The 23,841-nt window shown below is 65.5% G+C and carries 28 protein-coding genes and 1 riboswitch; of the genes, 22 read left to right on the top strand and 6 right to left on the bottom strand.

Translation table 11 applies throughout. The features are described from left to right. The first annotated feature begins 24 nt into the window (after positions 1–24). The 5 genes from BDOA9_RS13640 (at position 25) to BDOA9_RS13620 (ending at position 6,021) form a co-directional block, all read left to right on the top strand. The gene (locus BDOA9_RS13640) at positions 25–1,593 is read left to right on the top strand and encodes a DUF4403 family protein (protein ID WP_025034498.1); all 1,569 of its coding nucleotides are present in this window, start codon (positions 25–27) and stop codon (positions 1,591–1,593) included. A 110-nt stretch (positions 1,594–1,703) separates the two neighbouring features. Next, positions 1,704–2,813: an ABC transporter ATP-binding protein gene (locus BDOA9_RS13635; RefSeq protein WP_025034497.1), complete on the top strand. Its 1,110-nt coding sequence runs from the start codon at positions 1,704–1,706 to the stop codon at positions 2,811–2,813. Positions 2,814–2,878: 65 nt separating this feature from the next. Next, on the top strand, positions 2,879–3,928 hold the full coding sequence (locus BDOA9_RS13630) for an ABC transporter substrate-binding protein (RefSeq protein WP_025034496.1): 1,050 nt from the start codon (positions 2,879–2,881) through the stop codon (positions 3,926–3,928). A 6-nt stretch (positions 3,929–3,934) separates the two neighbouring features. Continuing rightward, positions 3,935–5,197, top strand: a complete 1,263-nt coding sequence (locus tag BDOA9_RS13625) for an ABC transporter permease (protein ID WP_025034495.1) — start codon at positions 3,935–3,937, stop codon at positions 5,195–5,197. After that, the gene (locus BDOA9_RS13620) at positions 5,194–6,021 is read left to right on the top strand and encodes an ABC transporter permease (RefSeq protein WP_025034494.1); all 828 of its coding nucleotides are present in this window, start codon (positions 5,194–5,196) and stop codon (positions 6,019–6,021) included. The genes BDOA9_RS13625 and BDOA9_RS13620 overlap by 4 nt, the downstream gene beginning before the upstream one ends. A 111-nt stretch (positions 6,022–6,132) precedes the next feature. On the opposite strand, the gene BDOA9_RS13615 is transcribed toward BDOA9_RS13620, so the two are convergent. Further along, positions 6,133–6,642 (bottom strand): PRC-barrel domain-containing protein, encoded by a 510-nt coding sequence (locus BDOA9_RS13615; protein WP_025034493.1) that lies wholly within the window; start codon positions 6,640–6,642, stop codon positions 6,133–6,135. A 205-nt stretch (positions 6,643–6,847) separates the two neighbouring features. Further along, positions 6,848–7,396 (bottom strand): hypothetical protein, encoded by a 549-nt coding sequence (locus BDOA9_RS13610; RefSeq protein ID WP_025034492.1) that lies wholly within the window; start codon positions 7,394–7,396, stop codon positions 6,848–6,850. A gap of 181 nt (positions 7,397–7,577) precedes the next feature. On the opposite strand from BDOA9_RS13610, the gene BDOA9_RS13605 reads away from it, so the two are divergent. Together BDOA9_RS13605 and BDOA9_RS13600 are read left to right on the top strand one after the other, a co-directional pair. Further along, positions 7,578–8,348, top strand: a complete 771-nt coding sequence (locus BDOA9_RS13605; RefSeq protein ID WP_025034491.1) for a response regulator — start codon at positions 7,578–7,580, stop codon at positions 8,346–8,348. A gap of 11 nt (positions 8,349–8,359) precedes the next feature. Then, complete coding sequence (locus tag BDOA9_RS13600) at positions 8,360–9,682, top strand: ATP-binding protein (protein WP_025034490.1); 1,323 nt, start codon at positions 8,360–8,362, stop codon at positions 9,680–9,682. On the opposite strand, the gene BDOA9_RS13595 is transcribed toward BDOA9_RS13600, so the two are convergent. Next, positions 9,683–9,883: a hypothetical protein gene (locus BDOA9_RS13595; protein ID WP_025034489.1), complete on the bottom strand. Its 201-nt coding sequence runs from the start codon at positions 9,881–9,883 to the stop codon at positions 9,683–9,685. Between the two features lie 229 nt (positions 9,884–10,112). On the opposite strand from BDOA9_RS13595, the gene BDOA9_RS13590 reads away from it, so the two are divergent. The 10 genes from BDOA9_RS13590 (at position 10,113) to BDOA9_RS13545 (ending at position 19,226) form a co-directional block, all read left to right on the top strand. Beyond that, on the top strand, positions 10,113–10,646 hold the full coding sequence (locus tag BDOA9_RS13590; RefSeq protein WP_025034488.1) for a lytic transglycosylase domain-containing protein: 534 nt from the start codon (positions 10,113–10,115) through the stop codon (positions 10,644–10,646). 187 nt (positions 10,647–10,833) lie between these two features. Further along, positions 10,834–10,976, top strand: a riboswitch (TPP riboswitch). Continuing rightward, complete coding sequence (locus BDOA9_RS13585; protein WP_025034487.1) at positions 10,964–11,974, top strand: FAD-dependent oxidoreductase; 1,011 nt, start codon at positions 10,964–10,966, stop codon at positions 11,972–11,974. Its footprint overlaps the riboswitch before it by 13 nt. Further along, entirely contained in the window at positions 11,965–12,162 is a 198-nt protein-coding gene (thiS, locus tag BDOA9_RS13580) for a sulfur carrier protein ThiS (RefSeq protein ID WP_025034486.1), read from the top strand. Before BDOA9_RS13585 ends, thiS begins: the two co-directional genes overlap by 10 nt. Before the next feature lie 168 nt (positions 12,163–12,330). Next, entirely contained in the window at positions 12,331–13,113 is a 783-nt protein-coding gene (locus BDOA9_RS13575; protein ID WP_025034485.1) for a thiazole synthase, read from the top strand. Beyond that, a complete protein-coding gene (locus BDOA9_RS13570; protein ID WP_025034484.1) occupies positions 13,100–13,708 on the top strand; it encodes a thiamine phosphate synthase in 609 nt (202 codons plus the stop codon). The genes BDOA9_RS13575 and BDOA9_RS13570 overlap by 14 nt, the downstream gene beginning before the upstream one ends. A 166-nt stretch (positions 13,709–13,874) precedes the next feature. Beyond that, positions 13,875–15,773, top strand: a complete 1,899-nt coding sequence (gene thiC, locus BDOA9_RS13565) for a phosphomethylpyrimidine synthase ThiC (protein WP_025034483.1) — start codon at positions 13,875–13,877, stop codon at positions 15,771–15,773. A 252-nt stretch (positions 15,774–16,025) separates the two neighbouring features. Next, positions 16,026–16,796: a hypothetical protein gene (locus tag BDOA9_RS13560; protein ID WP_063174955.1), complete on the top strand. Its 771-nt coding sequence runs from the start codon at positions 16,026–16,028 to the stop codon at positions 16,794–16,796. An 88-nt stretch (positions 16,797–16,884) separates the two neighbouring features. Beyond that, positions 16,885–17,442, top strand: coding sequence for a mismatch-specific DNA-glycosylase (locus BDOA9_RS13555; RefSeq protein WP_152033269.1), 558 nt, complete (start codon positions 16,885–16,887; stop codon positions 17,440–17,442). Between the two features lie 211 nt (positions 17,443–17,653). Further along, positions 17,654–18,301 (top strand): glutathione S-transferase family protein, encoded by a 648-nt coding sequence (locus BDOA9_RS13550; RefSeq protein ID WP_025034480.1) that lies wholly within the window; start codon positions 17,654–17,656, stop codon positions 18,299–18,301. Between the two features lie 232 nt (positions 18,302–18,533). Beyond that, a complete protein-coding gene (locus BDOA9_RS13545) occupies positions 18,534–19,226 on the top strand; it encodes a glutathione S-transferase family protein (protein WP_025034479.1) in 693 nt (230 codons plus the stop codon). Between the two features lie 175 nt (positions 19,227–19,401). Here the strand turns inward: BDOA9_RS13545 and BDOA9_RS13540 are convergent, their stop codons facing one another. Continuing rightward, a complete protein-coding gene (locus tag BDOA9_RS13540; RefSeq protein WP_025034478.1) occupies positions 19,402–19,836 on the bottom strand; it encodes a hypothetical protein in 435 nt (144 codons plus the stop codon). A 490-nt stretch (positions 19,837–20,326) separates the two neighbouring features. Here BDOA9_RS13540 and BDOA9_RS13535 point away from each other — a divergent pair, with 490 nt between their 5' ends. From BDOA9_RS13535 to BDOA9_RS13525, 3 genes are all read left to right on the top strand, one after another. Continuing rightward, the gene (locus BDOA9_RS13535) at positions 20,327–20,710 is read left to right on the top strand and encodes a RidA family protein (RefSeq protein WP_025034477.1); all 384 of its coding nucleotides are present in this window, start codon (positions 20,327–20,329) and stop codon (positions 20,708–20,710) included. 157 nt (positions 20,711–20,867) lie between these two features. After that, positions 20,868–21,128: a hypothetical protein gene (locus BDOA9_RS13530; RefSeq protein ID WP_025034476.1), complete on the top strand. Its 261-nt coding sequence runs from the start codon at positions 20,868–20,870 to the stop codon at positions 21,126–21,128. 236 nt (positions 21,129–21,364) lie between these two features. Further along, positions 21,365–21,616: a hypothetical protein gene (locus BDOA9_RS13525; RefSeq protein ID WP_025034475.1), complete on the top strand. Its 252-nt coding sequence runs from the start codon at positions 21,365–21,367 to the stop codon at positions 21,614–21,616. Between the two features lie 79 nt (positions 21,617–21,695). On the opposite strand, the gene BDOA9_RS13520 is transcribed toward BDOA9_RS13525, so the two are convergent. Further along, positions 21,696–22,181, bottom strand: a complete 486-nt coding sequence (locus BDOA9_RS13520) for a hypothetical protein (RefSeq protein ID WP_025034474.1) — start codon at positions 22,179–22,181, stop codon at positions 21,696–21,698. A 111-nt stretch (positions 22,182–22,292) separates the two neighbouring features. On the opposite strand from BDOA9_RS13520, the gene BDOA9_RS13515 reads away from it, so the two are divergent. Beyond that, on the top strand, positions 22,293–23,060 hold the full coding sequence (locus BDOA9_RS13515; protein WP_025034473.1) for an SDR family NAD(P)-dependent oxidoreductase: 768 nt from the start codon (positions 22,293–22,295) through the stop codon (positions 23,058–23,060). Between the two features lie 180 nt (positions 23,061–23,240). Continuing rightward, positions 23,241–23,489, top strand: a complete 249-nt coding sequence (locus BDOA9_RS13510; RefSeq protein ID WP_025034472.1) for a helix-turn-helix domain-containing protein — start codon at positions 23,241–23,243, stop codon at positions 23,487–23,489. On the opposite strand, the gene BDOA9_RS13505 is transcribed toward BDOA9_RS13510, so the two are convergent. Then, positions 23,486–23,728: a hypothetical protein gene (locus tag BDOA9_RS13505; protein WP_042336041.1), complete on the bottom strand. Its 243-nt coding sequence runs from the start codon at positions 23,726–23,728 to the stop codon at positions 23,486–23,488. The two genes, BDOA9_RS13510 and BDOA9_RS13505, sit on opposite strands and share 4 nt — an antisense overlap. Positions 23,729–23,841: the final 113 nt, after the last annotated feature.

Raw genomic sequence — 23,841 nt, 5'->3', positions numbered from 1 at the left:
CCGCCCGGGCGGCTTGGGGGATTGATGCGTCTGACGTGGAATCTGAAGACTATCCTGATCGGCGTCGCGGTGCTCGCGACGTCGTTCTTCATCAGCCTGAAGGTGATGGACTGGCTGTCGCCGCGCGCGACCAATTCGGCGCCGCCGGTCGCGCAGCTGCCGCCGCTGCCGCCGGCTTCGAAGAGCTCGATCGTGATCGCGCCGGTCGCCATCGCGCTGTCGGCGATCCGCGAGCAGGCCGAGAAGGCCGCGCCGCGCAATTTCGCCGGGAAGGCCGATAACCCGATCTCGCAGATCCTGGAGAATGCCGATATCGGCTGGTCCGCCGTCCGCGGCCCGATGGCGGCAAACGGCGACAAGGACGTGCTGACGATCTCGACGCCGCTCACCGGCAAGCTCAACGTGACCGGCTCGCTGTCGTCGAAGGCCACCGGCGCGCTTGGCGATGCGCTCGGCAGCGTGCTCGGCGGTGACGCCGCGAAGCGGATCGGCGCGGTCAACATCAAGAACCTGAACGCCAGCGCGGAGATCAAGGGCAACGTCGTCGTCACCTCGCGGCCGAAGCTCGCCGCGGCCTGGCATCTGGAGCCCAATCTCGGCGCCCAGGTCAATCTCGGCGACACCAATCTCAACGTCGCCGGCGCCAAGGTCAACGTGCCCGCCCAGGTCAAGCCGCTGATCGACAAGACCGTCGGCGAGCAGATCAACGCCGTCGCCGAGCGCATCCGCAACGATCCCAGCCTGCGCGAGAATGCGAAGGCGCAATGGGTCAAGGCCTGCCGCTCGATCCCGCTGCAAGGATCCAGCGCCTCGGCGGCGCTGCCGCCGCTCTGGCTCGAGATGAAGCCGGTGCGCGCGATCGCGGCGCAGCCGCGCGTCGATGCGCAGGCCGTGACCTTGCTGCTCGGCTTAGAGGCCGAGACCCGCGTGACCTCGACGCCGACCAAGCCCGACTGCCCGTTCCCCGACAAGATCTCGATCGTGCCGCCGACCGGCACCGGCGTGAACATCGGCGTGCCGATCGACGTGCCCTTCACCGAGATCAACAAGCTCATCGCTGCGCAGATGGTTGGCCGCACCTATCCCGAGGACGGCTCCGGCCCGGTCGACGTCACCGTCAAGAGCGCCAACGTCATCCCGTCGGGTGACCGCCTGCTGATCTCACTTCTGGTACGCGCCAAGGAGAAGAAGAGCTGGTTCGGCCTCGGCGCCGAGGCGAATGTGCACATCTGGGGCCGGCCGGTGCTCGACCAGGCGCAGCAGACTCTGCGGCTCACCGACATCCAACTCGCGGTGGAGTCCGAGGCCGCGTTCGGCCTGCTGGGCGCCGCTGCCCGCGCGGCGGTGCCGCAGATGCAGCAGGCGCTGCTGCAGAAGGCGACCCTCGATCTGAAGCCGATCGCCGCGAACGCCCGCGAGAAGATCGCGGCCGCGATCGCCGACTACCAGAAGAGCGAGGACGGCCTCAAGGTCGAGGCCAGGATCGACAGCCTGACACTCGCCGACATCGCCTTCGATTCCAAGACCCTGCGCGTGGTCGCCGAAGCCGGCGGCTCGCTGAACGTATTCGTGACGAAGCTGTCGGGGATGTAGTGCGTCCCTGATCACCGGACCCGCACAATTCCTCGTCGCTTGCGCCGCTGGCATTCTCGCTGCAGGATGCTAGTCTCGCACGGCATTGTAGGGGACAACGCGAGGACAACATGGAAGCCGGCATGGTCACGCCTGCGCCGGCGCTGGTGCGTTTTTCCGGCATTCAGAAGACTTATGATGGCGAGCATCTCGTGGTGAAGAACCTCGATCTCGACATCAGGAAGGGCGAATTCATCACCCTGCTCGGCCCGTCGGGATCGGGCAAGACGACCACGCTGATGATGCTGGCCGGCTTCGAGGTGCCGACCCATGGCGAGATCTACCTCTCGGAGCGGCCGATCAAGAACGTCCCGCCGCACCGGCGCGACATTGGCATGGTGTTCCAGAACTACGCGCTGTTTCCGCACCTGACGATCGCGGAAAACATCGCTTTCCCGCTGTCGGTTCGCAAGTCGAGCAAGGCGGAAACGCAAGAGCGCGTCAGCGCGGCGCTGCGCATGATCAAGATGGAAGCCTTGGCGCACCGGCGGCCCGGACAATTGTCCGGCGGTCAGCAGCAGCGCGTGGCCTTGGCCCGCGCGCTGGTGTTCAATCCGCAGCTCGTGCTGATGGACGAGCCGCTGGGCGCCCTCGACAAGCGCCTGCGGGAGCAGATGCAGCTGGAGATCAAGCAGCTGCACGAGACGATGGGCATCACCATCGTCTACGTCACCCACGACCAGAGCGAAGCGCTCACCATGTCGGACCGCATCGCCGTCTTCAACGACGGTATCGTGCAGCAGATCGACCGACCCGACGCGCTGTACGAGCATCCCGTGAACAGCTTCGTCGCCCACTTCATCGGCGAGAACAATGTGCTCGCCGGCACCGTGGAAAGTGTCGAAAGGAATTATTGCCGCGTCACGCTGGCCGGCGGCGGCACTGTCGCCGCACGCGCGGTCAACGTGTCAGGCGCGGGCGCATCGACCTCCCTGTCGGTGCGGCCGGAGCGGGTCGCAATCATCCCGAATGGCAGTTCGGGCGAGGCACCGAACCGGCTGCCGGCAAAGGTGCAGAACACCATCTATCTCGGCGATCACGCCCTGGCCGTGCTCGATGTCGCCGGCAACGCCGAATTCATGGTCAAGCTTCAGCCGGGAGCGCATCACAGCCTGGGACCTGGCGAAAGCGTGTTCATCACCTTCCGCCCGGAGGACTGCCTCGCCCTCGATCCGGTCTGATCGAACGGCGGCGAAACTGAAACAATCGATGTCAACGCAACTCACATGAAGAAGGAACGAAGACCATGCTGAAGCGCAAGATTGCTTTGGGTTTCGCCGCGGCGCTGGGCGCCAGTGCTGCGCTGGCCAATGTCGCGGAGGCGCGTGATCTCACCGTGGTCTCCTGGGGCGGCGCGTATCAGGAGGCTCAGAAGAAGGTCTATTTCGAGCCGTTCAAGAAAGCATCCGGCGTTGCGATGAACGACGAATCCTGGGACGGCGGGGTCGGCGTGCTGCGCGCCAAGGTGCAGGGCGGCGCCGCCACCTGGGACGTCGTCCAGGTCGAGAGCGACGAGCTCGCGGTCGGCTGCGAGGAAGGCCTGTTCGAGAAGCTCGACTATTCCAGGATCGGCGGCGAGTCCGCCTATATCCCGCCGGCGGTCAATCCTTGCGGCGTCGGCGCCATTATCTACGATTTCGTCCTCGGCTACGACAAGGACAAGCTGAAGGAGGCCCCGAACGGCTGGGCCGACTTCTTCGACACCAAGAAGATTCCGGGCAAGCGCGCCCTGCGTCAGGGTCCGAAGACCACGCTGGAGATCGCCCTCATGGCCGACGGCGTCGCACCGAAGGACGTCTACAAGGTGCTGGCGACCGACGAAGGCATCGAGCGTGCCTTCAAGAAGCTCGACAGCATCAAGGGCGACCTCATCTGGTGGAAGGCCGGCGCGCAGCCGCCGCAATTGCTCGCCTCCGGCGAGGTGGCGATGACCTCGGTCTACAATGGCCGCATCGACACCGCGAACAAGAACGACAAGAAGAACTTCGGCATGGTGTGGGACGGCGCGCTGTTCACCATCGACAGCTGGGTCATCCTGAAGGGCAGCCCGAACAAGGATGCGGCCTACAAGTACCTGGATTTCGTCGGCAAGGCGGAGAACCAGTCCAAGCTGTCGGAAAACATTGCCTATGGCACCTCGAACAAGGACGCCGCCGGCAAGCTCGCGCCCGCCGTCCTGAAGGATCTGCCCACGGCGCCCGACAACATCAAGAACGCGGTCGAGATCAACGTGGCCTTCTGGCTCGAGAACATCGACCGCCTGACCGAGCGCTTCAACAAATGGGCCGCGAAATAGCGATCGATGACGAACGCGCTCCCGACCGGCGCTGACGCCGCGACCGAGGTGCCGCTCAAACGCCGATTGAGGCGCGCTGAGCGGACACGCCAGGCCAAGGCATTGGCGCTGGTCCTGCCGCTTCTGCTGTTTCTGCTCTTCACCTTCGCAGGTCCCATCGCCGGCATGCTGTGGCGCTCGGTCGAGGACTGGGAGGTGCGTCAGGTCCTGCCGCAAACGGTCGCTGCGCTCGCCAGCTGGGACGGCAAGGACCTGCCGGACGAAAAGGCCTACGCGGCGCTGGCAAGCGACATCCTGGCGGCGCGCGCCGCCGGGACCATTGCGATTGCGGCCAAACGGCTCAACTACGCCCTCAACGGCTTCCGCACGATCCTGACCAGCACGGGACGCAATCTGAAGGCGGTGCCTGAGCCCGGTACGGCCAGGGAGACGCTGGGCAAGATCAACCCCGCCTGGCGCGAACGCGCCACCTGGACCACGATCAAGGACGCGAGCGGCCCGATCACCGGCTTCTACCTGCTCGCCGCGCTCGACCTGACGCGCAACGCGGACGGCGCGATCGTCGCCGCAGCACCGGATCAGGCCATCTACCGCGACATTTTCGTCCGCACCTTCCTCATCAGCCTCGGTGTCACAGCGCTCTGCCTGATCCTCGGCTTCCCGGTCGCTTACCTCCTGGCGACGCTGCCGCCGGGCCGGTCGAACCTGTTGATGATCTTCGTGCTGCTGCCGTTCTGGACGTCGCTCCTGGTTCGCACCTGCGCCTGGATCGTGCTGTTGCAGAGCAAGGGCGTCGTCAACGACAGCCTGCACTGGCTCGGCATCATCGATGCGCCGCTCCGCCTGATCTACAACCGCTTCGGCGTCTGCGTCGCCATGACCCACGTTCTGCTGCCGTTCATGATCCTGCCGCTGTACAGCAGCATGAAGGCGATCTCGCCTGCGTACATGCGTGCGGCCGCTTCGCTCGGTGCGCCGCCCCTCACCGCTTTCCTGCGGATCTACCTGCCGCAGACGCTGCCCGGGATCGGCGCGGGAAGCCTGCTCGTCTTCATCCTGGCGCTCGGATACTACATCACGCCGGCCCTGGTCGGCGGCGCCGCCGACCAGATGATCAGCTACTTCATCGCGCTCTACACGACCGAGACGGCCAATTGGGGCCTGGCCTCGGCGCTGGGCGCGGTGCTGCTGCTGGCCACCGTCCTGCTCGCTCTCGTCTACGGCAAGCTGGTGCAGGGCCAGCAGGTCACGGGAGGGATGAAGAATTGAGCGACAATTCCTCCTTGCGCACCCCCAGCCAGCGCATCGCGTGGACCGCGACTATTGTTGTCTCCACGCTGGTCTTCATCTTCCTGATGGCGCCGATCCTTGCGATCATGCCGCTGTCGTTCAGTTCCGGCTCGTACCTCACCTATCCGCTGCCGGGCCTTTCCTTGCGCTGGTACGACGACTTCATCACTTCGCCGCGCTGGATGAACTCGCTCAAGAACAGCATGATCATCGGCGTCGCCTCGACGCTGCTATCGATGGTCCTCGGCACGCTGGCCGCGCTGGGGCTGGCGCAGTGGAAGAGCCGGTTCAAGCCGCTCGTGCTGGCCTTCGTGCTATCGCCAGTGGTCGTGCCGGGGGTCATCACCGCGGTCGGCCTGTACTTCTCCTTCGCACCGATTGGGCTGACCGGCAGCTATCTCGGCCTGATCATGGCCCACACTGCGCTCGCAACACCCTTCGTGGTGATCACGGTCGGTGCGACGCTGCAGAGCTTCGACACCAACCTGGCGCGCGCCGCCGCCTCGCTCGGCGCCTCGCCGCTCGAAGCGTTTCGTCGCGTGATCCTGCCGCTGATCCTGCCAGGCTTGGCGTCAGGCGCGCTGTTCGCCTTCGCGACCAGCTTCGACGAGGTGGTGATCGTGCTGTTCATGGCAGGCCCCGAGCAGCGCACCCTGCCGCGCGAGATGTTCAGCGGCATCCGCGAGAACATCAGCCCGACCATCACGGCAGCGGCGGTGATCTTGACGACGATCTCGGTCATCCTGCTCGCCACCCTGGAAGCCCTGCGCCGGCGCAACGAGCGGCTCAAGGGCGGGGGCTGAAACTTCTCCCTCTCCCCCGCTTGCGTCCTCGCAATGACGCGGAAGACAAGACACGACAGCGCGCCCGGTGAAACCCAGGCGCGCTTCGTTCAGGCGGTTACGCGAGCCGAATTACTCCGCGTACTTGAACTCCGGCATGTTCTTCAGCTCGTCCTTGCTTGCATTGAACACGGCGTGGTCCGGGTACCATTTCGACGCGGACGACGTCGAGGCGGGCGCCGCGGGCCTGTCGGTGCCGGTCGCAGCGCCGGTCGTCGTCCCGGCGGGCTTGGCGCCGGTGCCGGTATAGGCGACGGGCTCGTTGACGAACTTCAGCTTCTCATAGGGCACGGCAACGAGATGCTCGCCCATGCCGAGGAAGCCGCCGACGCCGATCACGGCGATCTTGATGTCACCGTTCTTGTCCATCAAGAGGTCGTTGATCGTGCCGATGTTCTCGTTGGCCTCGTTGTAGACCTTCAGGCCGTCCATCTTCGAGGTGCGCCACTGGCCGGAAGCCGTCGTGGTCGTTGCGGTGGCCGCAGGGGCCGCCTTGTCGGTGGTTGCGGTCGGCGCTTGCGCGAATGCGACGGTCGCAAGCAGTGCTGTGCCGGCGAGGCCGGCGGCGATCGACTTCATCATGCTGTCCTCTCCTTCAAAGAAAACTCGTGCGGAGAAAACAGCGTTGAGCAGGCGCAGTTCCGTGCGCGCCGCAATTTCGTCGCGTCATGCGCGAACTGTTCCTGCGTCACTCAGGAACTTTTTTTGCGATGCACGGTTCCCCGCCGACGATCATGCGCCCTGGGTGATGCACGACCGCGGCGGGGCCGCGCTGACCCGCGTCAGGTCAGCTCTTGTAGTCGATCAGAAGCGCGGAGAGGCCGGACTTGGCGGATGAGCTGCCGTCGGCACCGTAGGACGACGCAGACGATTGCGACTGCTGCAGCGCCTCCAGGAATTGCTGGAGGATCTCGGCGGTGGTCTGGTCCGTCGAGCTGCTGCTCGTTGAATCCGTCGTCGTCGATTCCGAGGAGCCGTCGTCCGGCGGTGGACCGCCTGCGCCGCCCGGTCCACCCGCGCCGCCGGCGAAGGCGGACTGAAACACGCCTTTCAGCTCCTCGGCCTGTTCGGAGGTCAGCGTCCCGTTCGACACTTCGCTCGAGATGAGATCCTCGATCTTCGACTGCATCTCGTCCTTGGAGGGAGGCGCACCGCCCGACTGGCCGCTCGATCGGCTCTGCTGGAGCGCCGTGTCGATGTCGGTCAGCGCCGTCGACAGGGCGGACTGGTCCGACGACGAGACCGTGCCGGCCGAGACTTGCGATTGCAATTCCTGCTGAAGCCGCTGCAGCAGGGATTGATAGCTGCCAGCGGAGGCCGCCGAGATCGACGTCATGATTGGCTCCCTTGGTTTTGCGGGTTTTCGCCGCGGACCACGCCACGGTATGGTTAACGGCCTTAACGAGAGCTTGCCGCTCGGCGGCGCGGCGATTGACGCATGTTGCGGGACGCCGGACAGAAACAATCAGAAACAAAAATCTTCGCCATTTGGCCCGAATTTTGGACAAACAAGGCGCATGGCCATTCCCAATCCCAACATCCTGGTCGTCGAGGACGACCGCGAAACCCGGACGCTGATTGCGAAATACTTGCGCAACAACGCCTGTAACGTCACTGCCGTCGGCGACGGCCGCGAGATGTCGCGCGCGATGGCCGACCACCGCGTCGATCTCATCATCCTCGACGTCATGCTGCCCGGCGAGGACGGCCTCACATTGTGCCGCAAGGTGCGCGCCGAAAAGCAGACGCCGATCATCATGCTGACCGCGCGCGGCGAGGACGTCGATCGCATCGTCGGCCTCGAAATGGGTGCGGACGATTATCTGCCGAAGCCGTTCAACCCGCGCGAGCTGCTCGCCCGCATCAACGCGGTGCTGCGCCGCCAGGCCGCCGCGCAGGCGGCGAGCGCGATCGCGGGCGCCTCCACGCTCGCCTTCGAAGGCTGGCGCATCGATCTGCGCCTGCGCGAGCTGCGCAATCCCGGAGGCGCGCGCGTCGCGGTGACCAGCGCCGAGTTCGACCTGCTGCGCACGTTCTGCGAGCGGCCCGGCCGCGTGTTGTCGCGCGACAGCCTGCTCGACCTCACGCAGGGGCGCAACACCGGCTCGTTCGAGCGCTCCATCGACGTGCTGGTCAGCCGCATCCGCCGCAAGATCGAGCCCAATCCGGCCGATCCCACCCTGATCAAGACGGTGCGCTCCGGCGGCTATCTGTTCACGCCGCAAACCGAGGTCGCGAAGACCGATGCAGCAGGCGCCGAAACGAGCGCAGTGCCCCTGAGCAACTGACGGGGACGACGATGAAACCGTTCTCGTTCTTTCACCTCAAGGGCATCGGCGGGCAGATCGCCGCGCTGGTGCTGGCCTCGACCGTGGCGCTCCATCTCGTCGTCACCACCGCCTTCCTGATCATCCGGCCGGACCGCCCCGCTGCGTCGCCGGACGGGGCGCATCAACTGGCCGATGCCGCGCTGCTGCTCGGTGCGGCGGAGGCGAGCGAGCGTCCGCGCCTGCTTGCCGATCTCGCGCGCGGCTTCCCCGGGCTCGGCATCGAGATGCTCGCGCCCGGCACGGCAAACCTCGATGAGAGCGACAGACTGAATCTGCGTGGAATGCGTCGTCAACTCGGCCGTGCCTACAAGACCGGGCTGCTGGCGCCAGATGGCGTCGCGCCTCGCGTCGGCGTGCAATTGCCCGACGGCACCGTGATCGCCGGCCATGTCGATGGTGGCCGGCGGCCGTGGTTCTGGGGCGCGCCCTGGTTTACGGCGCTGATGAGCGCCTTCATCTGCGTCACCGTGCTCGGCCTGTGGGCGGCGCGCGCGCTGACGAGGCCGCTGTCGTCCTTCGCCGAGGCGGCGGAGAACTTCAGTCTCGACGGCGCCGCCGCGCCGCTCTCCGAGCGCGGCCCGGAGGAGATCCGCGCGGTGGCGCGCGCGCTCAACCGCATGCACGAGCGGATCGTGCGGCTGATGTCGGATCGCACGCGGATGCTGGCCGCGATCAGCCACGATTTGCGCACGCCGATCACGCGGCTGCGCCTGCGTGCCGAGTTCGTCGAGGACGAGGCCAACCGCAAGCGCATGCTGATGGATATCGACCAGATGCGCGCGATGCTGGAATCGGTGCTGTCGCTCTTGCGCGACGACCGCAAGGTCGAGGCGGTGACGCTGGTCGACATCGCCAGCACGCTGCAGCTCGTCGCCGACCAGTTCGGCGACATGGGCCATGTCGTGCACTATGTCGGGCCGGCGTCCGCGACCGCCGCCGCGCGTCCCGACGATCTGCATCGCGGCGTCACCAATCTGGTCGAGAATGCGGTGCGGTTCGGCGCCGAGGTGACGATCCGCCTCGACCTCTCCGACACCAGGCTCGTCATCGACGTCGAGGACGACGGCCCCGGCATTTCGGATGCGCGCAAGCAGGAGATGCTGGAGCCGTTCGTGCGCGGCGACGAGGCGCGCACAATGGACGAGTCCACTGGCTTCGGGCTCGGCCTGTCGATCGCGCGCGCGATCGCACTCGCCCATGGCGGCGAGCTGTCGCTGCACGACCGCGCCCCGCATGGCCTGATCGTGCGGATGCAATTGCCGGTCGCGCAGGCGCCGCGCCTCGCCGCGTGATCAAGCCGCGAGCGGCGGGTGCTCGATGGCCTCGTGCGGGAAGATCGCCACCGCCTCGAAGCGGTAGTTGCAGGCGTGGCAGGTCCAGAGATAGGAGACGCGGCCATCGCCCGGCTCGATCCAGTCCGGCTGCGCGATCGGCGTGCCGCACTGGGCGCAGGGGTTCTGCTTGGGAATGTCGTCGATGTCTGCAGGGGTCATGGACGTCCTCCCGGGTGCTGGTTTTGAGGTGCGATTGTTGGGCGAATGCGCGAAATGGACAGACCCGCTGTCGCGTAAGGCGCTCCACCGGCTCCGAGCTTAACCCAGGTTTGAGTCGTAAAAGCGACGAGCCGGCGAAAATCGCCGCTGGTGGCATTTCGCCACATCATCGCCGTGTTCCCGCGGCCTAACGCGCTGGGGCGCGGGACCATTGCCGAGGAATATTTCGATGAAAATCTTACGCGTTCTCGCGCTGCTCGCGGCCGGATTGAGCTTGCCGCAGGCAGCTTTCGCCGGAGAAGCCGAATACGCCGAGATGGTGGCCGCCCATGCCCGCGCCAACGGCGTGCCGGAGGCGCTGGTGCATCGCGTCATCATGCGCGAAAGCCGCTATCAGCCGCATCTCGTCGGCCGCGGCGGCACCATCGGGCTGATGCAGATCAAGCTCGCGACCGCGCGCGGGGTCGGCTATACCGGCGATGCCGCGGGCCTGCGCGATCCCAACACCAATCTCACCTACGCCGTGAAGTACCTCGCCGGCGCCTATCGCGCCGCCAATGGCGATCACGCGCGAGCTGTGCGTTATTTCGCGGGTGGCTATTACTACGTTGCAAAGCGCCAGCGGCAGGAGGCCGTGCAGGTCGTCAATGCCGGCGAGACGTGGCTCGAACCGAACGGCAATCCGCAGCCGATGTTCGCCGCGCCGGCGCACAGGAAATTGGCGCAAGGCGTCCGAAACGCGCGGGCGCAGGCTCTGAAGTAGCCTCCGTGTCCCGGACAAGACGCAACGCGCGAGCGTTGCGTCGCAGAGCCGGGACCCAGCATCTCCACAGCAATGGGCCCCGGCTCTGCGATGCACCACGCCGAAGGCGGCGCGCTGCATCGCGTCCGGGGCACGTAGGTTCCGCGCCAACACGCGTTGACCACCCCGCCCCGCTGGCATACATTACCTCCGTTCCGAGGGGTGCTCCGAGGAGGAGCTGAGATACCGCTAAACGGGCAATGCCGTTCCTTACCGGCTTGCCAGGACCGCGGTGACCCTTTGAACCTGATCCGGGTCATGCCGGCGAAGGGACAGGGATGTTGCAGACCACCAAGCGACCGGATTCACCGGTATCCATTATCGGCGCAGGCATCGCGGGCGCCTGGCAGGCGCTGCTGTTCGCCCAGGCCGGCCACGCCGTCACCTTGCACGAGCGCGGTGACGAGGCGATGACGGATGCCACCAGCCATTGGGCCGGCGGCATGCTCGCACCCTATTGCGAGGCCGAAATCGCCGAGCCCATCATCAGCCGCCTCGGCCTGCGCTCGCTCGATCTCTGGCGGCGCGAGCTGCCGGACACGCCGTTCAACGGCTCGCTGGTGGTCGCCCATCCGCGCGAGCGCAACGATTTCGAGCGCTTCGCGCGCATGACCGAGCATCACCGCCGGCTCGATGCCGCCGGCCTTGCTGCGCTCGAGCCGTCGCTGGAGGGCCGCTTCCGCGACGCGCTGTTCTTCCCCGCCGAGGGCCATGTCGAGCCGCGCCGCGTGCTGCCGAAGCTGCACGAGCGCATCAAGGCTGCCGGCGGCACCATCAAGTTCGGCAGCGACGTCAGCGCGAGCGAACTAGACGGCATCGTGATCGACTGCCGCGGCATCGCTGCCCGCGACGAGGAGCCGGAGCTTCGCGGCGTCAAGGGCGAGATGATCCTGATCGAGACGGACGAGGTGCAGCTGGCGCGCCCGGTGCGCCTGATCCATCCGCGCTGGCCGCTCTACGTGATCCCGCGCGAGAACGGCCTGTTCATGCTCGGCGCGACCTCGATCGAGGCGGAGGACACCGGCGTCAGCGTGCGCTCCGCGCTGGAGCTTTTGGGCGCGGCCTACACCGTGCATCCGGCGTTCGGCGAAGCGCGCATCCTCGAATTCGGCTCGGGGCTGCGGCCCGCCTTTCCCGACAATTTGCCGCGCATCGGCATTCGCGATCGCAGGATCAGCGTCAACGGCCTCTACCGCCACGGCTTCCTGATCGCGCCTGCGCTCGCCGAGCTGACGCTCGCCTTTGTCGAGCGCGGCCAGATCGACAACGAGGTGATGCAATGCGCGTGATCGTCAACGGCGAGCAGCGCGAGGTCAGCGCGGCCAGCGTCGACGCCCTGCTCGCCGAACTCGACTACGAGGGCAGCCATTTCGCCATCGCGCTCAATTACGACGTCGTGCCGAAAAGCCGCTGGGCCGAGACGCGCCTGAAGGCCGGCGACGAGATCGAGATCATCACGCCGCGGCAGGGAGGGTGAGTTGATGGCACGCGCCTTCTATTTGTCGCCCGTCCAGGCCGGTTCATCCCGTCATTGCGAGGAGCGCTTGCGACGAACCAATCCAGACTGCCTGCGCGGAAAAATTCTGGATTGCTTCGCTTCGCTCGCAATGACGGCGGAGAGAGCGGCAATTGAGGAAACACCCACATGGTGACCTTCTACGGCAAAACCTTCGCCTCCCGCCTGCTGATCGGCAGCGCGCTCTATCCTTCGCCCGCGATCATGCAGGACGCGATCCGCGCCTCCGGCTCGAACATCGTCACGGTGTCGCTGCGCCGCGAATCCGCCGGCGGCAAGACCGGCGATGCCTTCTGGAAGCTGATCCGCGAGCTCGACGTGACAGTGCTGCCGAACACCGCGGGATGCCGCACCGTGCGCGAGGCGGTGACGACGGCCAAGCTCGCCCGCGAATTGTTCGGGACGTCCTGGATCAAGCTCGAGGTCATCGCCGACAACGACACGCTGCAGCCCGACGTCGTCGGTCTGGTCGAAGCAGCAAGCATCCTGATCAAGGACGGCTTTGAGGTGTTCCCCTATTGCACGGAAGATCTCTCGGTCGCCAATCGCCTGGTCGACGCCGGCTGCAAGGTGGTGATGCCGTGGGCCGCGCCGATCGGCAGCGCGAAGGGCATCACCAACCGCGATGCGCTGAAACTGTTGCGCGAGCGGCTGCCCGACATCACGCTGGTGGTCGACGCGGGCCTGGGCGCGCCCTCCCACGCCGCGCAGGCGTTCGAGCTCGGCTATGACGCCGTGCTGCTCAACACTGCGATTGCCAAGGCCGCGGACCCGATCGCGATGGCCAACGCCTTTCGCCTCGGCTGCGAGGCCGGCCGCACCGCTTACGAGGCCGGGCTGATGAACGCCCGCGACTTCGCCTCGCCCTCCACCCCTGTCGTTGGGACCCCGTTCTGGCATGCCGTATCCTGATCGTTTCTATCCCGTCGTCGACAGCCTCCAATGGGTCGAACGCCTGACCAAGCTCGGCGTCGGCACCATACAGCTGCGCGCCAAAGAGCTGAACGACGCCGATGCGTTGCAGATCGTCACCGACGCGCTCGCCATCACCAAGGACACGGAGGCCAAGCTGGTCGTGAACGATTATTGGCGCGCCGCGATCGTTGCGGGTGCGAAATATCTGCATCTCGGCCAGGAGGACCTCGCCGAGGCCGACCTCGAGGCGATCCGCGAGGCCGGCCTCTCCCTCGGCATCTCCACCCATGACGATGACGAGCTTGAAACCGCGCTGAAAGCCAGGCCGGACTACGTCGCACTCGGCCCGATCTTCTTCACCACGCTGAAATCGATGCGCTTCGAGCCGCAGGGCATTCCCAAGATCACCGAATGGAAAAAGCGCATCGGCCCCATCCCGCTGGTCGCCATCGGCGGCATCAAGTTCGAGCACGCCGCGGAGATTTTCGCCGCAGGCGCGGATTCGATTGCGGTGGTGTCCGACGTCACCCAGAACCCCGACCCCGAAGCCCGCGTGCGGCAATGGCTCGGCGAGTCAGAGGATGCAGCATGATGCGCACACTCTCTCCCCGTCATTGCGAGGAGCCCTTGCGACGAAGCAATCCAGACTGCTTGCGCGGACACATTTCTGGATTGCTTCGCTTCGCTCGCAATGACGGAGCAAGAATTCACCGCCGTCGCTCCAACGCACGCACACCAGAATTAACCGGAGGATCCCCATGAACATCCGCTCCAATCCCGACAAAACCGTCCCCGCCGTCACCACCGGTCCCCTGCCCTCCTCCCGGAAAATCTTCGCGACGCCCGACGCCGCGCCGGACCTGCGCGTGCCCCTGCGCGAGATCATCCTGTCCGAAGGCGCCGGCGAGCCGAACCTGCCAGTCTACGACACCTCCGGTCCCTACACCGATCCGTCCGTGACCATCGACGTCAACGCCGGCCTTGCCCGCAACCGCAAGCAATGGGTGCTGGAGCGCGGCGGCGTCGAGGAATATGAGGGCCGGCAGATCAAGCCGGAGGACAATGGCAGCGTCTCCACCGACAACGCCGCACGCGCCTTCTCGGCCTATCACAAGCCGCTGCGCGGCCTCGACGGCCACAAGATCACGCAGCTCGAGTTCGCCCGCGCCGGCATCATCACCAAGGAGATGATCTACGTCGCCGCGCGCGAGAACCTCGGCCGCAAGCAGGAGCTGGAGCGCGCGCAAGCTGCGCTCGCCGACGGCGAGAGTTTTGGCGCCGCGGTGCCCGCCTTCATCACCCCGGAGTTCGTGCGCGACGAGATCGCGCGCGGCCGCGCCATCATCCCCTCCAACATCAACCACTCCGAGCTCGAGCCGATGATCATCGGCCGCAACTTCCTGACCAAGATCAACGCCAATATCGGCAACTCGGCGGTGACCTCCTCGGTCGAGGAGGAGGTCGAGAAGATGGTGTGGGCGATCCGCTGGGGCGCCGACACCGTGATGGACCTCTCGACCGGCCGCAACATCCACACCACGCGCGAGTGGATTTTGCGCAATTCGCCGGTGCCGATCGGCACCGTGCCGATCTACCAGGCGCTGGAGAAGTGCAACGGCGATCCCGTCAAGCTGACCTGGGAGCTCTACAAGGACACCCTGATCGAGCAGTGCGAGCAGGGCGTCGACTATTTCACCATCCACGCCGGCGTGCGCCTGCAATACATCCACCTCACCGCCAGCCGCGTCACCGGCATCGTTTCCCGCGGCGGCTCGATCATGGCGAAGTGGTGCCTGGCGCATCACAAGGAGAGCTTCCTCTACACGCATTTCGACGAGATCTGCGATCTCATGCGCAAGTATGACGTCTCGTTCTCGCTCGGCGACGGCCTGCGTCCCGGCTCGATCGCCGACGCCAACGACCGCGCCCAGTTCGCGGAGCTGGAGACACTCGGCGAGCTCACCAAGATTGCGTGGGACAAGGGCTGCCAGGTCATGATCGAGGGCCCCGGCCACGTGCCGATGCACAAGATCAAGATCAACATGGACAAGCAGCTCAAGGAGTGCGGCGAGGCGCCGTTCTATACGCTCGGACCGCTGACCACCGACATCGCGCCGGGCTATGACCACATCACCTCAGGCATCGGCGCCGCCATGATCGGCTGGTTCGGCTGCGCCATGCTCTGCTACGTCACGCCGAAGGAGCATCTCGGCCTGCCCGACCGCAACGACGTCAAGACCGGCGTCATCACCTACAAGATCGCCGCCCACGCCGCCGACCTCGCCAAGGGCCACCCCGCCGCGCAGCTGCGCGACGACGCCCTCTCCCGCGCGCGGTTCGAATTCCGCTGGACCGACCAGTTCAACCTCGGCCTCGATCCCGATACGGCGAAGAGCTTCCACGACGAGACCCTGCCGAAGGAAGCCCACAAGGTCGCCCATTTCTGCTCGATGTGCGGCCCAAAGTTCTGCTCGATGAAGATCACGCAGGACGTGCGGGATTATGCCGCGACGCTGAATGACCCGAACAGCGTGGGCATGTCGCTCAGCGGCACCGCCGAGGACGGCATGGCCAAGATGAGCGCGAAGTTCAAGGAGATGGGCGAGAGCTTGTACCTGGATGCGGAGAAGGTGAAGGAGAGTAATCGGGTGTTGTGAGCCTATAGCGCGCACCCGCTAAACGACAGGCCGGGCGCTGAAGCGCCCGGCCTTTCTTGTTTGCGGCAATCAGCAATAGCTCGATGAGCGAGCGCGAAATCGTCATTCGCTTCCTTCTTTTGCATGGTGGTTGCAATTCACTAACCAACCTGTGAGGCCTCCGCACCTTTTGATTGCTTGTTCATTTGATGTCGCTATAGGGTAGAATACAAGGCATGTAGGGCGAGCGGTATCGCACCTTTGAAGTACAGATTGCACCATCTGATATTTTCCTTCCTGCTCGCTGGGACGTCGGGCGCGCTGGCCGAGGAGCAGCCTCGCGAGGTTGCCCGGTCGATCGCACCTGCGGAAATCGTTCTCTACATCCAGTCAGACTTGAAACGCACGGACTTCGTTCAACCGCTGGTCTGCGCGCTTCGGCGCGTGCTCACCGCCCCCGTCTCTGTGCAAGCTCTAGACCTTCCGCTCGGATCCGAATTGCTCGCAACGCCCACGCAACTCGAGGCCACCAAGGTGGCAGACCGATTCATCCAGCGAACAGCGAACGAAGGAAATGCACCTTCGTTCAAGTATCTTCTTGTTCCATTCGATCTGAAGGTCGACGCCTGGAATTGGCGCTATGCGTTTTCCGTGAGCTTTGGCGACGAAACGACGTCCTACCACGTCGGCGTCGTCTCCACCGCACGGATCGTCGCGGGCAATTGGTGGCTGCAATCGCCGTGGGATCACGAGATCACGGCGGCTCGCGCTTACAAGTTGATTCTCAAATCAATCGCGTACCGCACAGGCCACCGCGGCACGGGTGCCTGCATTCTCGCAACTCCACTTAGCCTCGAGGAGTTGGATCGAAAATCATCCGAGTTTTGTCCGGATGACCGTGCCGCGCTTGTTGCGGCTGGCGTCCTCAAGGAAAAAGAACAACAGAGCGACCCTGGCTGCATGAACGTTAAACCGCGATCGCTCCCGGCACTGGTCGTGACAGCACGTAGAGCGCTGGACGATTGGTGGGGTACGCTTCGCTAACCACCTAAGCAACCCCTAACTCATCGTGATCGCCAGTAAGCGTAGCCTGAATGAGCGTAGCGACATCCGGGATTGACACCTGAGCCGCATGTCATCGACGCTCATACGAGCTACCGCACTAAAGTTGGTCGATTTGCCCAAAGCCTCCTCCCACCGCCTCCCCGACCTCCTCCATCCCAAACTCCGCCTCGTCTTCGTCGGCACCGCCGCCTCGAACCGCTCGGCCGAGCTCGGACACTATTACGCCCATCCCGGCAACCGCTTCTGGCGCGCGATCCATGAGGCCGGGATCACGCCGCGGCGTTATCAGCCGAGCGAGTTCGCTTCGCTGATCGCGCTCGGGATCGGCTTCACCGATCTCTGCAAGACCGGCGCCGGGATGGATCACCAGATCGCGGCGGAGACGATCGACGTGCCGGGCTTCAGGGCGAAGATGGAGAAGTATCGGCCGCGGACGATTGCGTTCACGAGTAAGAAGGCGGCGAGCTTGTTTTACGGCAGGCCGTCGGCTGCGATTGCGCTGGGGCGACAGGCGCCGGATGGAAGCTGGCCGGAGACATTCGTGCTGCCCTCGCCGTCGGGTGCAGCATCCGGGCATTGGACGCTGGAGCCGTGGCGCGAGTTGGCGGCATGGATCACTGCGTAGCTGCGTAGGGTGGGCAAAGGCGCTCTTGCGCCGTGCCCACGATCTTTCCGTGGGTCCGGCAGGACGTGGGCACGGCGCGCGAAGAGCGCGCCTTTGCCCACCCTACGAGACCGCTCGCGAAGCAGGCAGCTCGCGCTACAAGGCCGGACCGTTGTCGGAATCCACCTGGCCCAATCGTCCTCCGGACACATCACAAGAGTCGGAGCCCCCCATGCCCACCATCACCGCCTTCGAAGCCTCGCCCGACCGCGGCAAGGGCCATGCGCGCGACATGCGCGTCCGCTGGGCACTCGAAGAGGTCGGCCAACCCTACGACGTTCGCCTCCTCTCCTTCGCCGCGATGAAACAGCCGGCGCATCGCGCGCTGCATCCGTTCGGACAGATCCCGACCTATGAGGACGGCGATCTCACGCTGTTCGAGTCCGGTGCGATCGTGCTCCACATCGCCGAACACCATGACGGCCTGCTGCCGAAGGATGCCAACGCGCGCGCCCGCGCGGTCGCATGGATGTTCGCTGCGCTGAGCACGGTGGAGCCGCCGATCGTCGAGCTCTCCATGGCCATGATGTTCGAACGCGACAGGAGCTGGTACGCCGAGCGCCTGCCGGGCTTGCAGGAGCACGTGCGCATCCGGCTCGGCGAATTGTCGCGTCGCCTCGGCAAGGCCGACTGGCTCGACGGCGCGTTCAGCGCCGGCGACCTCATGATGGTGACGGTGCTGCGGCGGCTGAACACGTCAGGGCTGCTCGATGAGTACCCTGACATCGCCGCCTATGTCGCCCGCGGCGAGGCGCGGCCGGCATTCAGGCGGGCGTTCGAGGCGCAATTGGCGGTGTTCAATGCGGCGTCGCGTTCGTAATTCGTAGGGTGGGTTAGACGCGCGGCTGCGCGAAGCGCTGTCCGTGCGGCGTAACCCACCACTTCTGCTTCGGCGGATACGAACATGGTGGGTTACGCCTTGCACCTTCGCGCGTTGAAGGACTGCGCTCGTGAGCGGCTAACCCATCCTACGAGAGCTGTGCCAAGCCTGACTGTTGCGCCGGCCCCGCCCCTCCTTCATGCTGGCCCCGCCACCCCGGAGGAGCCCGCCGATGCTGACCCTCTACTCCTACCCAGACCTCTTCGGTGTCGCCGACAACAACGGCTATGGCCTCAAGGTCTACGCCTTCCTCAGGCTCGCGGGCGTGCCGTTCGTGCATGAGCACGTCTTCGATGCCTCTGCCGCGCCGCGCGGGCAGCTGCCCTACATCGTCGAGGACGACGAGACCATCGGCGACAGCGAGACCATCATCGCGCACGCGATCGCGAAATATCGCCTGACGATCGATGCCGGCTTGTCGCGAGAGCAGCGCCGCACCAACCATTTCGTGACGCGCATGCTGGACGATCTCTACTGGGTGATGTCCTATTCGCGCTGGAAGGACGAGCGCTTCTATCCGGCGTTCCGCGACGCCTTCATCGCGCAGCATCCGCAAGTGAACGTAGCCGGCTTCGAGAAGGCCAAGGCCACCAACGCGCAGCGCTATCACTTCCAGGGCATCGGCCGCTACACGCCCGAGCAGGCCTACGCCCGGGGGCTCGCCGATTTGCAGGTGCTGGCGGAGATCGTCCCAGTGCCAGGCTTCGTGCACGGCGCGGCGCCGACGAGCGTCGATGCCGGCATCTACGGCTTCATCGCCAACATCCATTTCTTTCCGATCCCGACGCCGCTGAAGGCCTTCGTCGATGCGCACGCAAACCTCGTCGCGCATTGCGAGCGGGTGCATGCGATGGTGAGCGCGTAGTCCGTGCTCTCGTAGGTGGGCAAAGCGAAGCGTGCCCACCAGCGCCGTCAGCGCGATCACAGACCTCATCCTGCGGAGGCTGCGAAGCTGCCGTCTTGAAGGATTACCGCCGTCGACCGCCGAGAGATGGTGGGCACGGCGCTTCTCGCCTTTGCCCACCCTACGGCACCTCGCGTTATCGCATCGTGATCGCAAGCCCGCTCAAATCCGCATTCGCCATTAGGCCGACCTGCGTGCCGCTCAGCTCCAGCACCGCGCCCTTCTGGTTGGTCAGCACGATGGCGCGGGCGCCGGCACCGACCGCGAGGCCCGCGCCGGCGGCGCCGTAGACGCCGGCGACGTCCGAAGGGCGGTTGATGTTGGAGACGCGGCCGCGCAGCACGGTCTTGGATCCCCCGAACACCAGGCCGTAGTCGAGGCCGCCGGTGGAGAGCCCGTACGAGCGGCCGCGGAAGTTCAGCACGCCCGAGCCGCCGGAGCCGCCGATGATCCAGCCGGCCTTGTAGATCGTCAGCGTCACGAAGCCGCTGTCGGCGCGCGCGGTCGTCGAGAGGCCGGCCAGCGCGGCAATGGCGACGCACGCGGCGCGGAGGGTGGATGCGAGCTTCATGGGAGTCTCCGGGGGCTGTTTTTCTAGGGGGTGGGATCGAATCAGGTGCAGCGAATGTACCTGATCGATCGGGGCGGCAACATGATGGGACGGCGGTTTCCAAGTACGGCGTCGGCGAGACTCGCGGAAGGTCGTCATGCGCCGTCATTGCGAGCGCAGCGAAGCAATCCAGAATCGTTCCACGGCGGCAGGCTGGATTGCTTCGTCGCAAGGGCTCCTCGCAATGACGGGGGCCGTTGGCCCCCTCTCGCATGGACGGGCCGCGCGGAGGAGAGCCGAACCACTGCGCAACACACCAACTTTCATCATGCCATACTACCCCTGTTTTGCCCGACGGAGCAACGCGCACTACCGCAATCCCGAATTTCGACAAAACCTAATGATTTCCGCACCATCCCTACTGTGCATGGGGTTGTTTTCGCACTTTGTGTTTTGAGAAGCTCCGGCCAGCCGCTACGCTCCTGCCTCAGCCCCGTCCCGAGGTGATCCCATGCCGATCCAGCATTTCGCGCCCCCGCCGCACGTCAAGGCGCCGCCGCTGTCCTTTGCGACGCGCGTCGGTGACCTCCTGTTCGTCTCCGGCATTCCCGGCTTCGATGCCAATGGCGCGCTGCCCGATGGCTTCGAGGCGCAGTTCGCCAATGTCGTCGTCAACATCAAGCGGGTGCTTACCGAGGCCGGGGCCGGCGTGCACGATCTCGTCAAGGTCAACGTGCTCCTGACCCGCGCCTCGGACGTTGCCGCGATGAACGCGCTCTATGCCGGCGCCTTCGGCCCGCCGCCTTACCCGGCGCGCACCACCTGCGTGGTGCAGGCGCTGCCCGATCCGAAGATGCTGATCGAGATCGAGGCGGTCGCTTCGCTGGCCAAGTGAGAGCCGAGCAACTTCCGTGTGGCCCATCGGGCACGCTGCCGAACCAAATGCGTTAGGCAAGGCTGACATGTCCGTGAATGGCGGCTCGCCGGCTTGCAAAGGACCTGCTTTTACCGCACGAATTTTTCGGTCCCATGTTCCCACAAGGAGATACTTCATGCGTCGCCTTCTCGCGCTCAGTGCCGTTGCCGGCATCGCCAGTTCCGTGTTCGCCGTGCCGGCCTCGGCGGCGGTCGGCTATTACGTGATCCGCTGGGACAACACCGGCATCTGCCAGGTCTGGAACGAGGACCTCAAGTACAAACCGTTCCAGTTCGGGGTCTCGACCTACAAGGTTGTCAGCAAGCCGCTCCCGACCTTCCAGCAGGCCTCGGACCTGCAGATCAAGATGCGCGCCGAGCGCAAGTGCACGCTCTGAGCCGGACGCGAGAATCGCGTTTGAGGGCGGGTCGCGCGGGCGATCCGCCCTTTTTCTTTGCGCGGGCCTTAAGCGTTTCCCGGGCCGAAATCGCGCAGCTGCCGCGCCCATTCTTTGAACCTCGGCGGCGCGTGGAACTACTCACATCTTGTCCGGGGGCATGCCGAGAGCGTCCCGCACCACCCTCCCCGTCATTGTCGGGAGGCGCATCACATCATTCATTTGAGGAGCTGATCATGCGTCGTATTTCCATGCTGTGCGCTGCCGCCGGTCTTGCCGTCACTGCGTTCGTCGCAGCGAGCCCGGCCGAAGCCAGCTATCATCTGATCCGCTGGCAGGACACCGGCTTCTGCCAGATCTGGGACGAGAGCATTCCGACGACGCCGTGGCCGGCCGGCTATCACCGTGCCAGCGCCAGCGTGCCGACCTTCCTCGATGCGCTCATGGTCAAGGACGCCGCGCTGAAGAGCGGCAGCTGCAAGTGGTGAGGTAATCGATCGGCGGACGAAGAACCGGGCAAGGACGCGGGCGTCGTTGCCCGGTTTGCTTTTCGAAAGCCCGAGACGCTCACGCGTCCTTGTGCGCGCCGGGATGGATCAGGATGTCGCGCGCGGCGGCGAGGTCGATGAAGGCTTCGGCGCTGCCGCCCTGGTCGGGATGCAGGCCCTTGGCGGCGCGGCGATAGGCCTGGTTGATGTCCTCGCAGGTGAGCTGCACCGCGAGCGGCAGGCCGAGCATCTTGCGGGCGCGATCCTCGCTGGAGAGCTTCTTCGGCGCGGCGTTGCGGCGGCCGAAGCGCGGCGCGGTCAGATCGTGCACGACCTCGAGCACCACACCGAGACGGCGCTGCGCCGCCAGCGTCACGACGTGATCGTCATTGTCGACGGCCTGGCGCAGCACCGGCAGGGCCTGCTCGGCGGCCTGGCGCAGCGTGACGTCGCTGCTCATCCGCGCGATCTCGGCCACGAGCCGGCCGGCCTCGGCCCAGTCCGGCGACGGCGCCGACCGCAGGCGTTCCAGAGCGAGTTTCCAGGTTTCGAGCCGTTCCATCATGCGCGCAACGTTTAGCAACCGGGATCAGTATGCCAAGGCCGCCGTTTCCGACCCCTTAATTTCGAGTTAGCTTTTCGTGAAACTTCGAAACGAAAACGGGAGGAAACTGCCATGGCGTTGCTCGCGAACCACATCGCCGTCGTCACCGGCGCCGGCTCGGGCATCGGCCGGGCGATCGCCGCCGGCTATGCGCGCGAGGGCGCGCAGATCGTGCTGCTCGACGTCAACGCCGAGACGGTGGCGGAGGCGGCGCAGGAGATCCGGACAGCGGGCGGCAAGGCCGAGAGCTTTGCGCTCGACGTGACCAGGCGCGAGGATTGCTTTGCGCTGGCGAGGCAAGTCGCGGACAAGGTCGGACAGGTCTCGATCCTGGTCAACAATGCCGGCATCACCCGCCGCAACGCCTTCACGGCGGAGACCGAGACCGTGGCGAAGGACTGGAACGACATCATCTCGCTCAACCTCAACGGCGTCTTCAACATGACGCAGGCCTTTCTGGCGCCCTTGCGCGCAGCTAAGGGCCGCATCGTCAATATCGGCTCGATCCAGTCCTTCGTGCATCTGCGCACGCCGAGCTCGGCGGCCTACACCACCTCGAAGCACGGCGTGCTCGGCTTCACCAAGGCGCTCGCGGTCGAGCTCGGCAAGGAAGGCGTGCGCGTCAACGCGATCGGCCCCGGCTTCATCGAGACCAACATCAACGCCAATGTGCGCGCGACCAATCCGGCGCTGGTGCAGGCCTTCATCGATCACACCCCGCTGGCGCGCACCGGCAAGCCCGAGGACATCGTCGGCCCTGCGGTGTTCCTCGCCTCCGACCTGTCGGCCTATGTCACCGGAACCATCGTGATGGTGGACGGCGGCTACCGGACGGTGTGAGGGGCCCGTCACTCGCCAATCGCGGCGGCATCTGGGCATTCTCAAGATCAATTCGGTGCGGCAGCCCCCGATTAACCCTTCGTTAACCAAACCCGACCACCGTAGATTCACGGCTTGGGGGTCGTTGGTTCTCGATCCGCTTCCGACGATGGAAGCGGGCGTTGATCGGGAGGTGTGTTGATGACCACTGTTCATGTCGCCGCGTCCAGGCCGGACGCGCAATTCCTTGCTCCAAACCAGATCGTTCCGCTTCTGATCGGTGCCACCGTCGACGAGGTCGAGCGCGAGCTCGTGCTGCAGACGCTGGCGCGCTGCGACGGCAACCGCACGCGCGCCTCGCGCGTGCTCGGCCTTTCGGTGCGCACGCTGCGCAACAAGATCAGGCTCTATGCCGCCTCCGGCATCGACGTGCCTGCGTATCAGGACTAGCGCGCGAGGATGCGCCGCTGGATCAGTCCGCCGGCGATGACCGCGAGCGCGATCATCGCGACCGAGGCCGCTATCAGCTCGATGGCGCGGAGCAGGAAAGCCGTCATGACAGCCCATGGCGGTTGCGGCTCCTCGGCGAACGCGACCGGGACGATGTCGGGCACCAGCAGGTGATCGAGGCCGAGCGAGGCCACGAGAATGACGGCGAACAGGCAGAAGATCGTCCACGCTGCGCGCATCGCTCGTTCCTCGCAAGGGGTATGGCCTGCGCGCGATCGATGACACGGCCGCTCGCGCCGCCGATTGATGTTGATCAAGCCCGGCGCGATGCGCGGGCAGAATTGCTGCTGTC

The organism is Bradyrhizobium sp. DOA9 (assembly GCF_000617845.2).
GTDB lineage: Bacteria > Pseudomonadota > Alphaproteobacteria > Rhizobiales > Xanthobacteraceae > Bradyrhizobium.
The sequence above is the reverse complement of the archived record's forward strand: the minus strand, read 5'-3'. Positions and strand labels throughout refer to the sequence as shown.

Bases quoted from the DNA above. Each gene is read 5' to 3' on its own strand.
- BDOA9_RS13640 (WP_025034498.1), top strand. From the start codon at position 25: ATGCGTCTGACGTGGAATCTGAAGACTATCCTGATCGGCGTCGCGGTG.
- BDOA9_RS13635 (WP_025034497.1), top strand. From the start codon at position 1,704: ATGGAAGCCGGCATGGTCACGCCTGCGCCGGCGCTGGTGCGTTTTTCC.
- BDOA9_RS13630 (WP_025034496.1), top strand. From the start codon at position 2,879: ATGCTGAAGCGCAAGATTGCTTTGGGTTTCGCCGCGGCGCTGGGCGCC.
- BDOA9_RS13625 (WP_025034495.1), top strand. From the start codon at position 3,935: ATGACGAACGCGCTCCCGACCGGCGCTGACGCCGCGACCGAGGTGCCG.
- BDOA9_RS13615 (WP_025034493.1), bottom strand. From the start codon at position 6,642: ATGATGAAGTCGATCGCCGCCGGCCTCGCCGGCACAGCACTGCTTGCG.
- BDOA9_RS13610 (WP_025034492.1), bottom strand. From the start codon at position 7,396: ATGACGTCGATCTCGGCGGCCTCCGCTGGCAGCTATCAATCCCTGCTG.
- BDOA9_RS13605 (WP_025034491.1), top strand. From the start codon at position 7,578: ATGGCCATTCCCAATCCCAACATCCTGGTCGTCGAGGACGACCGCGAA.
- BDOA9_RS13600 (WP_025034490.1), top strand. From the start codon at position 8,360: ATGAAACCGTTCTCGTTCTTTCACCTCAAGGGCATCGGCGGGCAGATC.
- BDOA9_RS13595 (WP_025034489.1), bottom strand. From the start codon at position 9,883: ATGACCCCTGCAGACATCGACGACATTCCCAAGCAGAACCCCTGCGCC.
- BDOA9_RS13590 (WP_025034488.1), top strand. From the start codon at position 10,113: ATGAAAATCTTACGCGTTCTCGCGCTGCTCGCGGCCGGATTGAGCTTG.
- BDOA9_RS13585 (WP_025034487.1), top strand. From the start codon at position 10,964: ATGTTGCAGACCACCAAGCGACCGGATTCACCGGTATCCATTATCGGC.
- thiS (WP_025034486.1), top strand. From the start codon at position 11,965: ATGCGCGTGATCGTCAACGGCGAGCAGCGCGAGGTCAGCGCGGCCAGC.
- BDOA9_RS13575 (WP_025034485.1), top strand. From the start codon at position 12,331: ATGGTGACCTTCTACGGCAAAACCTTCGCCTCCCGCCTGCTGATCGGC.
- BDOA9_RS13570 (WP_025034484.1), top strand. From the start codon at position 13,100: ATGCCGTATCCTGATCGTTTCTATCCCGTCGTCGACAGCCTCCAATGG.
- thiC (WP_025034483.1), top strand. From the start codon at position 13,875: ATGAACATCCGCTCCAATCCCGACAAAACCGTCCCCGCCGTCACCACC.
- BDOA9_RS13555 (WP_152033269.1), top strand. From the start codon at position 16,885: ATGTCATCGACGCTCATACGAGCTACCGCACTAAAGTTGGTCGATTTG.
- BDOA9_RS13550 (WP_025034480.1), top strand. From the start codon at position 17,654: ATGCCCACCATCACCGCCTTCGAAGCCTCGCCCGACCGCGGCAAGGGC.
- BDOA9_RS13545 (WP_025034479.1), top strand. From the start codon at position 18,534: ATGCTGACCCTCTACTCCTACCCAGACCTCTTCGGTGTCGCCGACAAC.
- BDOA9_RS13540 (WP_025034478.1), bottom strand. From the start codon at position 19,836: ATGAAGCTCGCATCCACCCTCCGCGCCGCGTGCGTCGCCATTGCCGCG.
- BDOA9_RS13535 (WP_025034477.1), top strand. From the start codon at position 20,327: ATGCCGATCCAGCATTTCGCGCCCCCGCCGCACGTCAAGGCGCCGCCG.
- BDOA9_RS13530 (WP_025034476.1), top strand. From the start codon at position 20,868: ATGCGTCGCCTTCTCGCGCTCAGTGCCGTTGCCGGCATCGCCAGTTCC.
- BDOA9_RS13525 (WP_025034475.1), top strand. From the start codon at position 21,365: ATGCGTCGTATTTCCATGCTGTGCGCTGCCGCCGGTCTTGCCGTCACT.
- BDOA9_RS13520 (WP_025034474.1), bottom strand. From the start codon at position 22,181: ATGATGGAACGGCTCGAAACCTGGAAACTCGCTCTGGAACGCCTGCGG.
- BDOA9_RS13515 (WP_025034473.1), top strand. From the start codon at position 22,293: ATGGCGTTGCTCGCGAACCACATCGCCGTCGTCACCGGCGCCGGCTCG.
- BDOA9_RS13510 (WP_025034472.1), top strand. From the start codon at position 23,241: ATGACCACTGTTCATGTCGCCGCGTCCAGGCCGGACGCGCAATTCCTT.
- BDOA9_RS13505 (WP_042336041.1), bottom strand. From the start codon at position 23,728: ATGCGCGCAGCGTGGACGATCTTCTGCCTGTTCGCCGTCATTCTCGTG.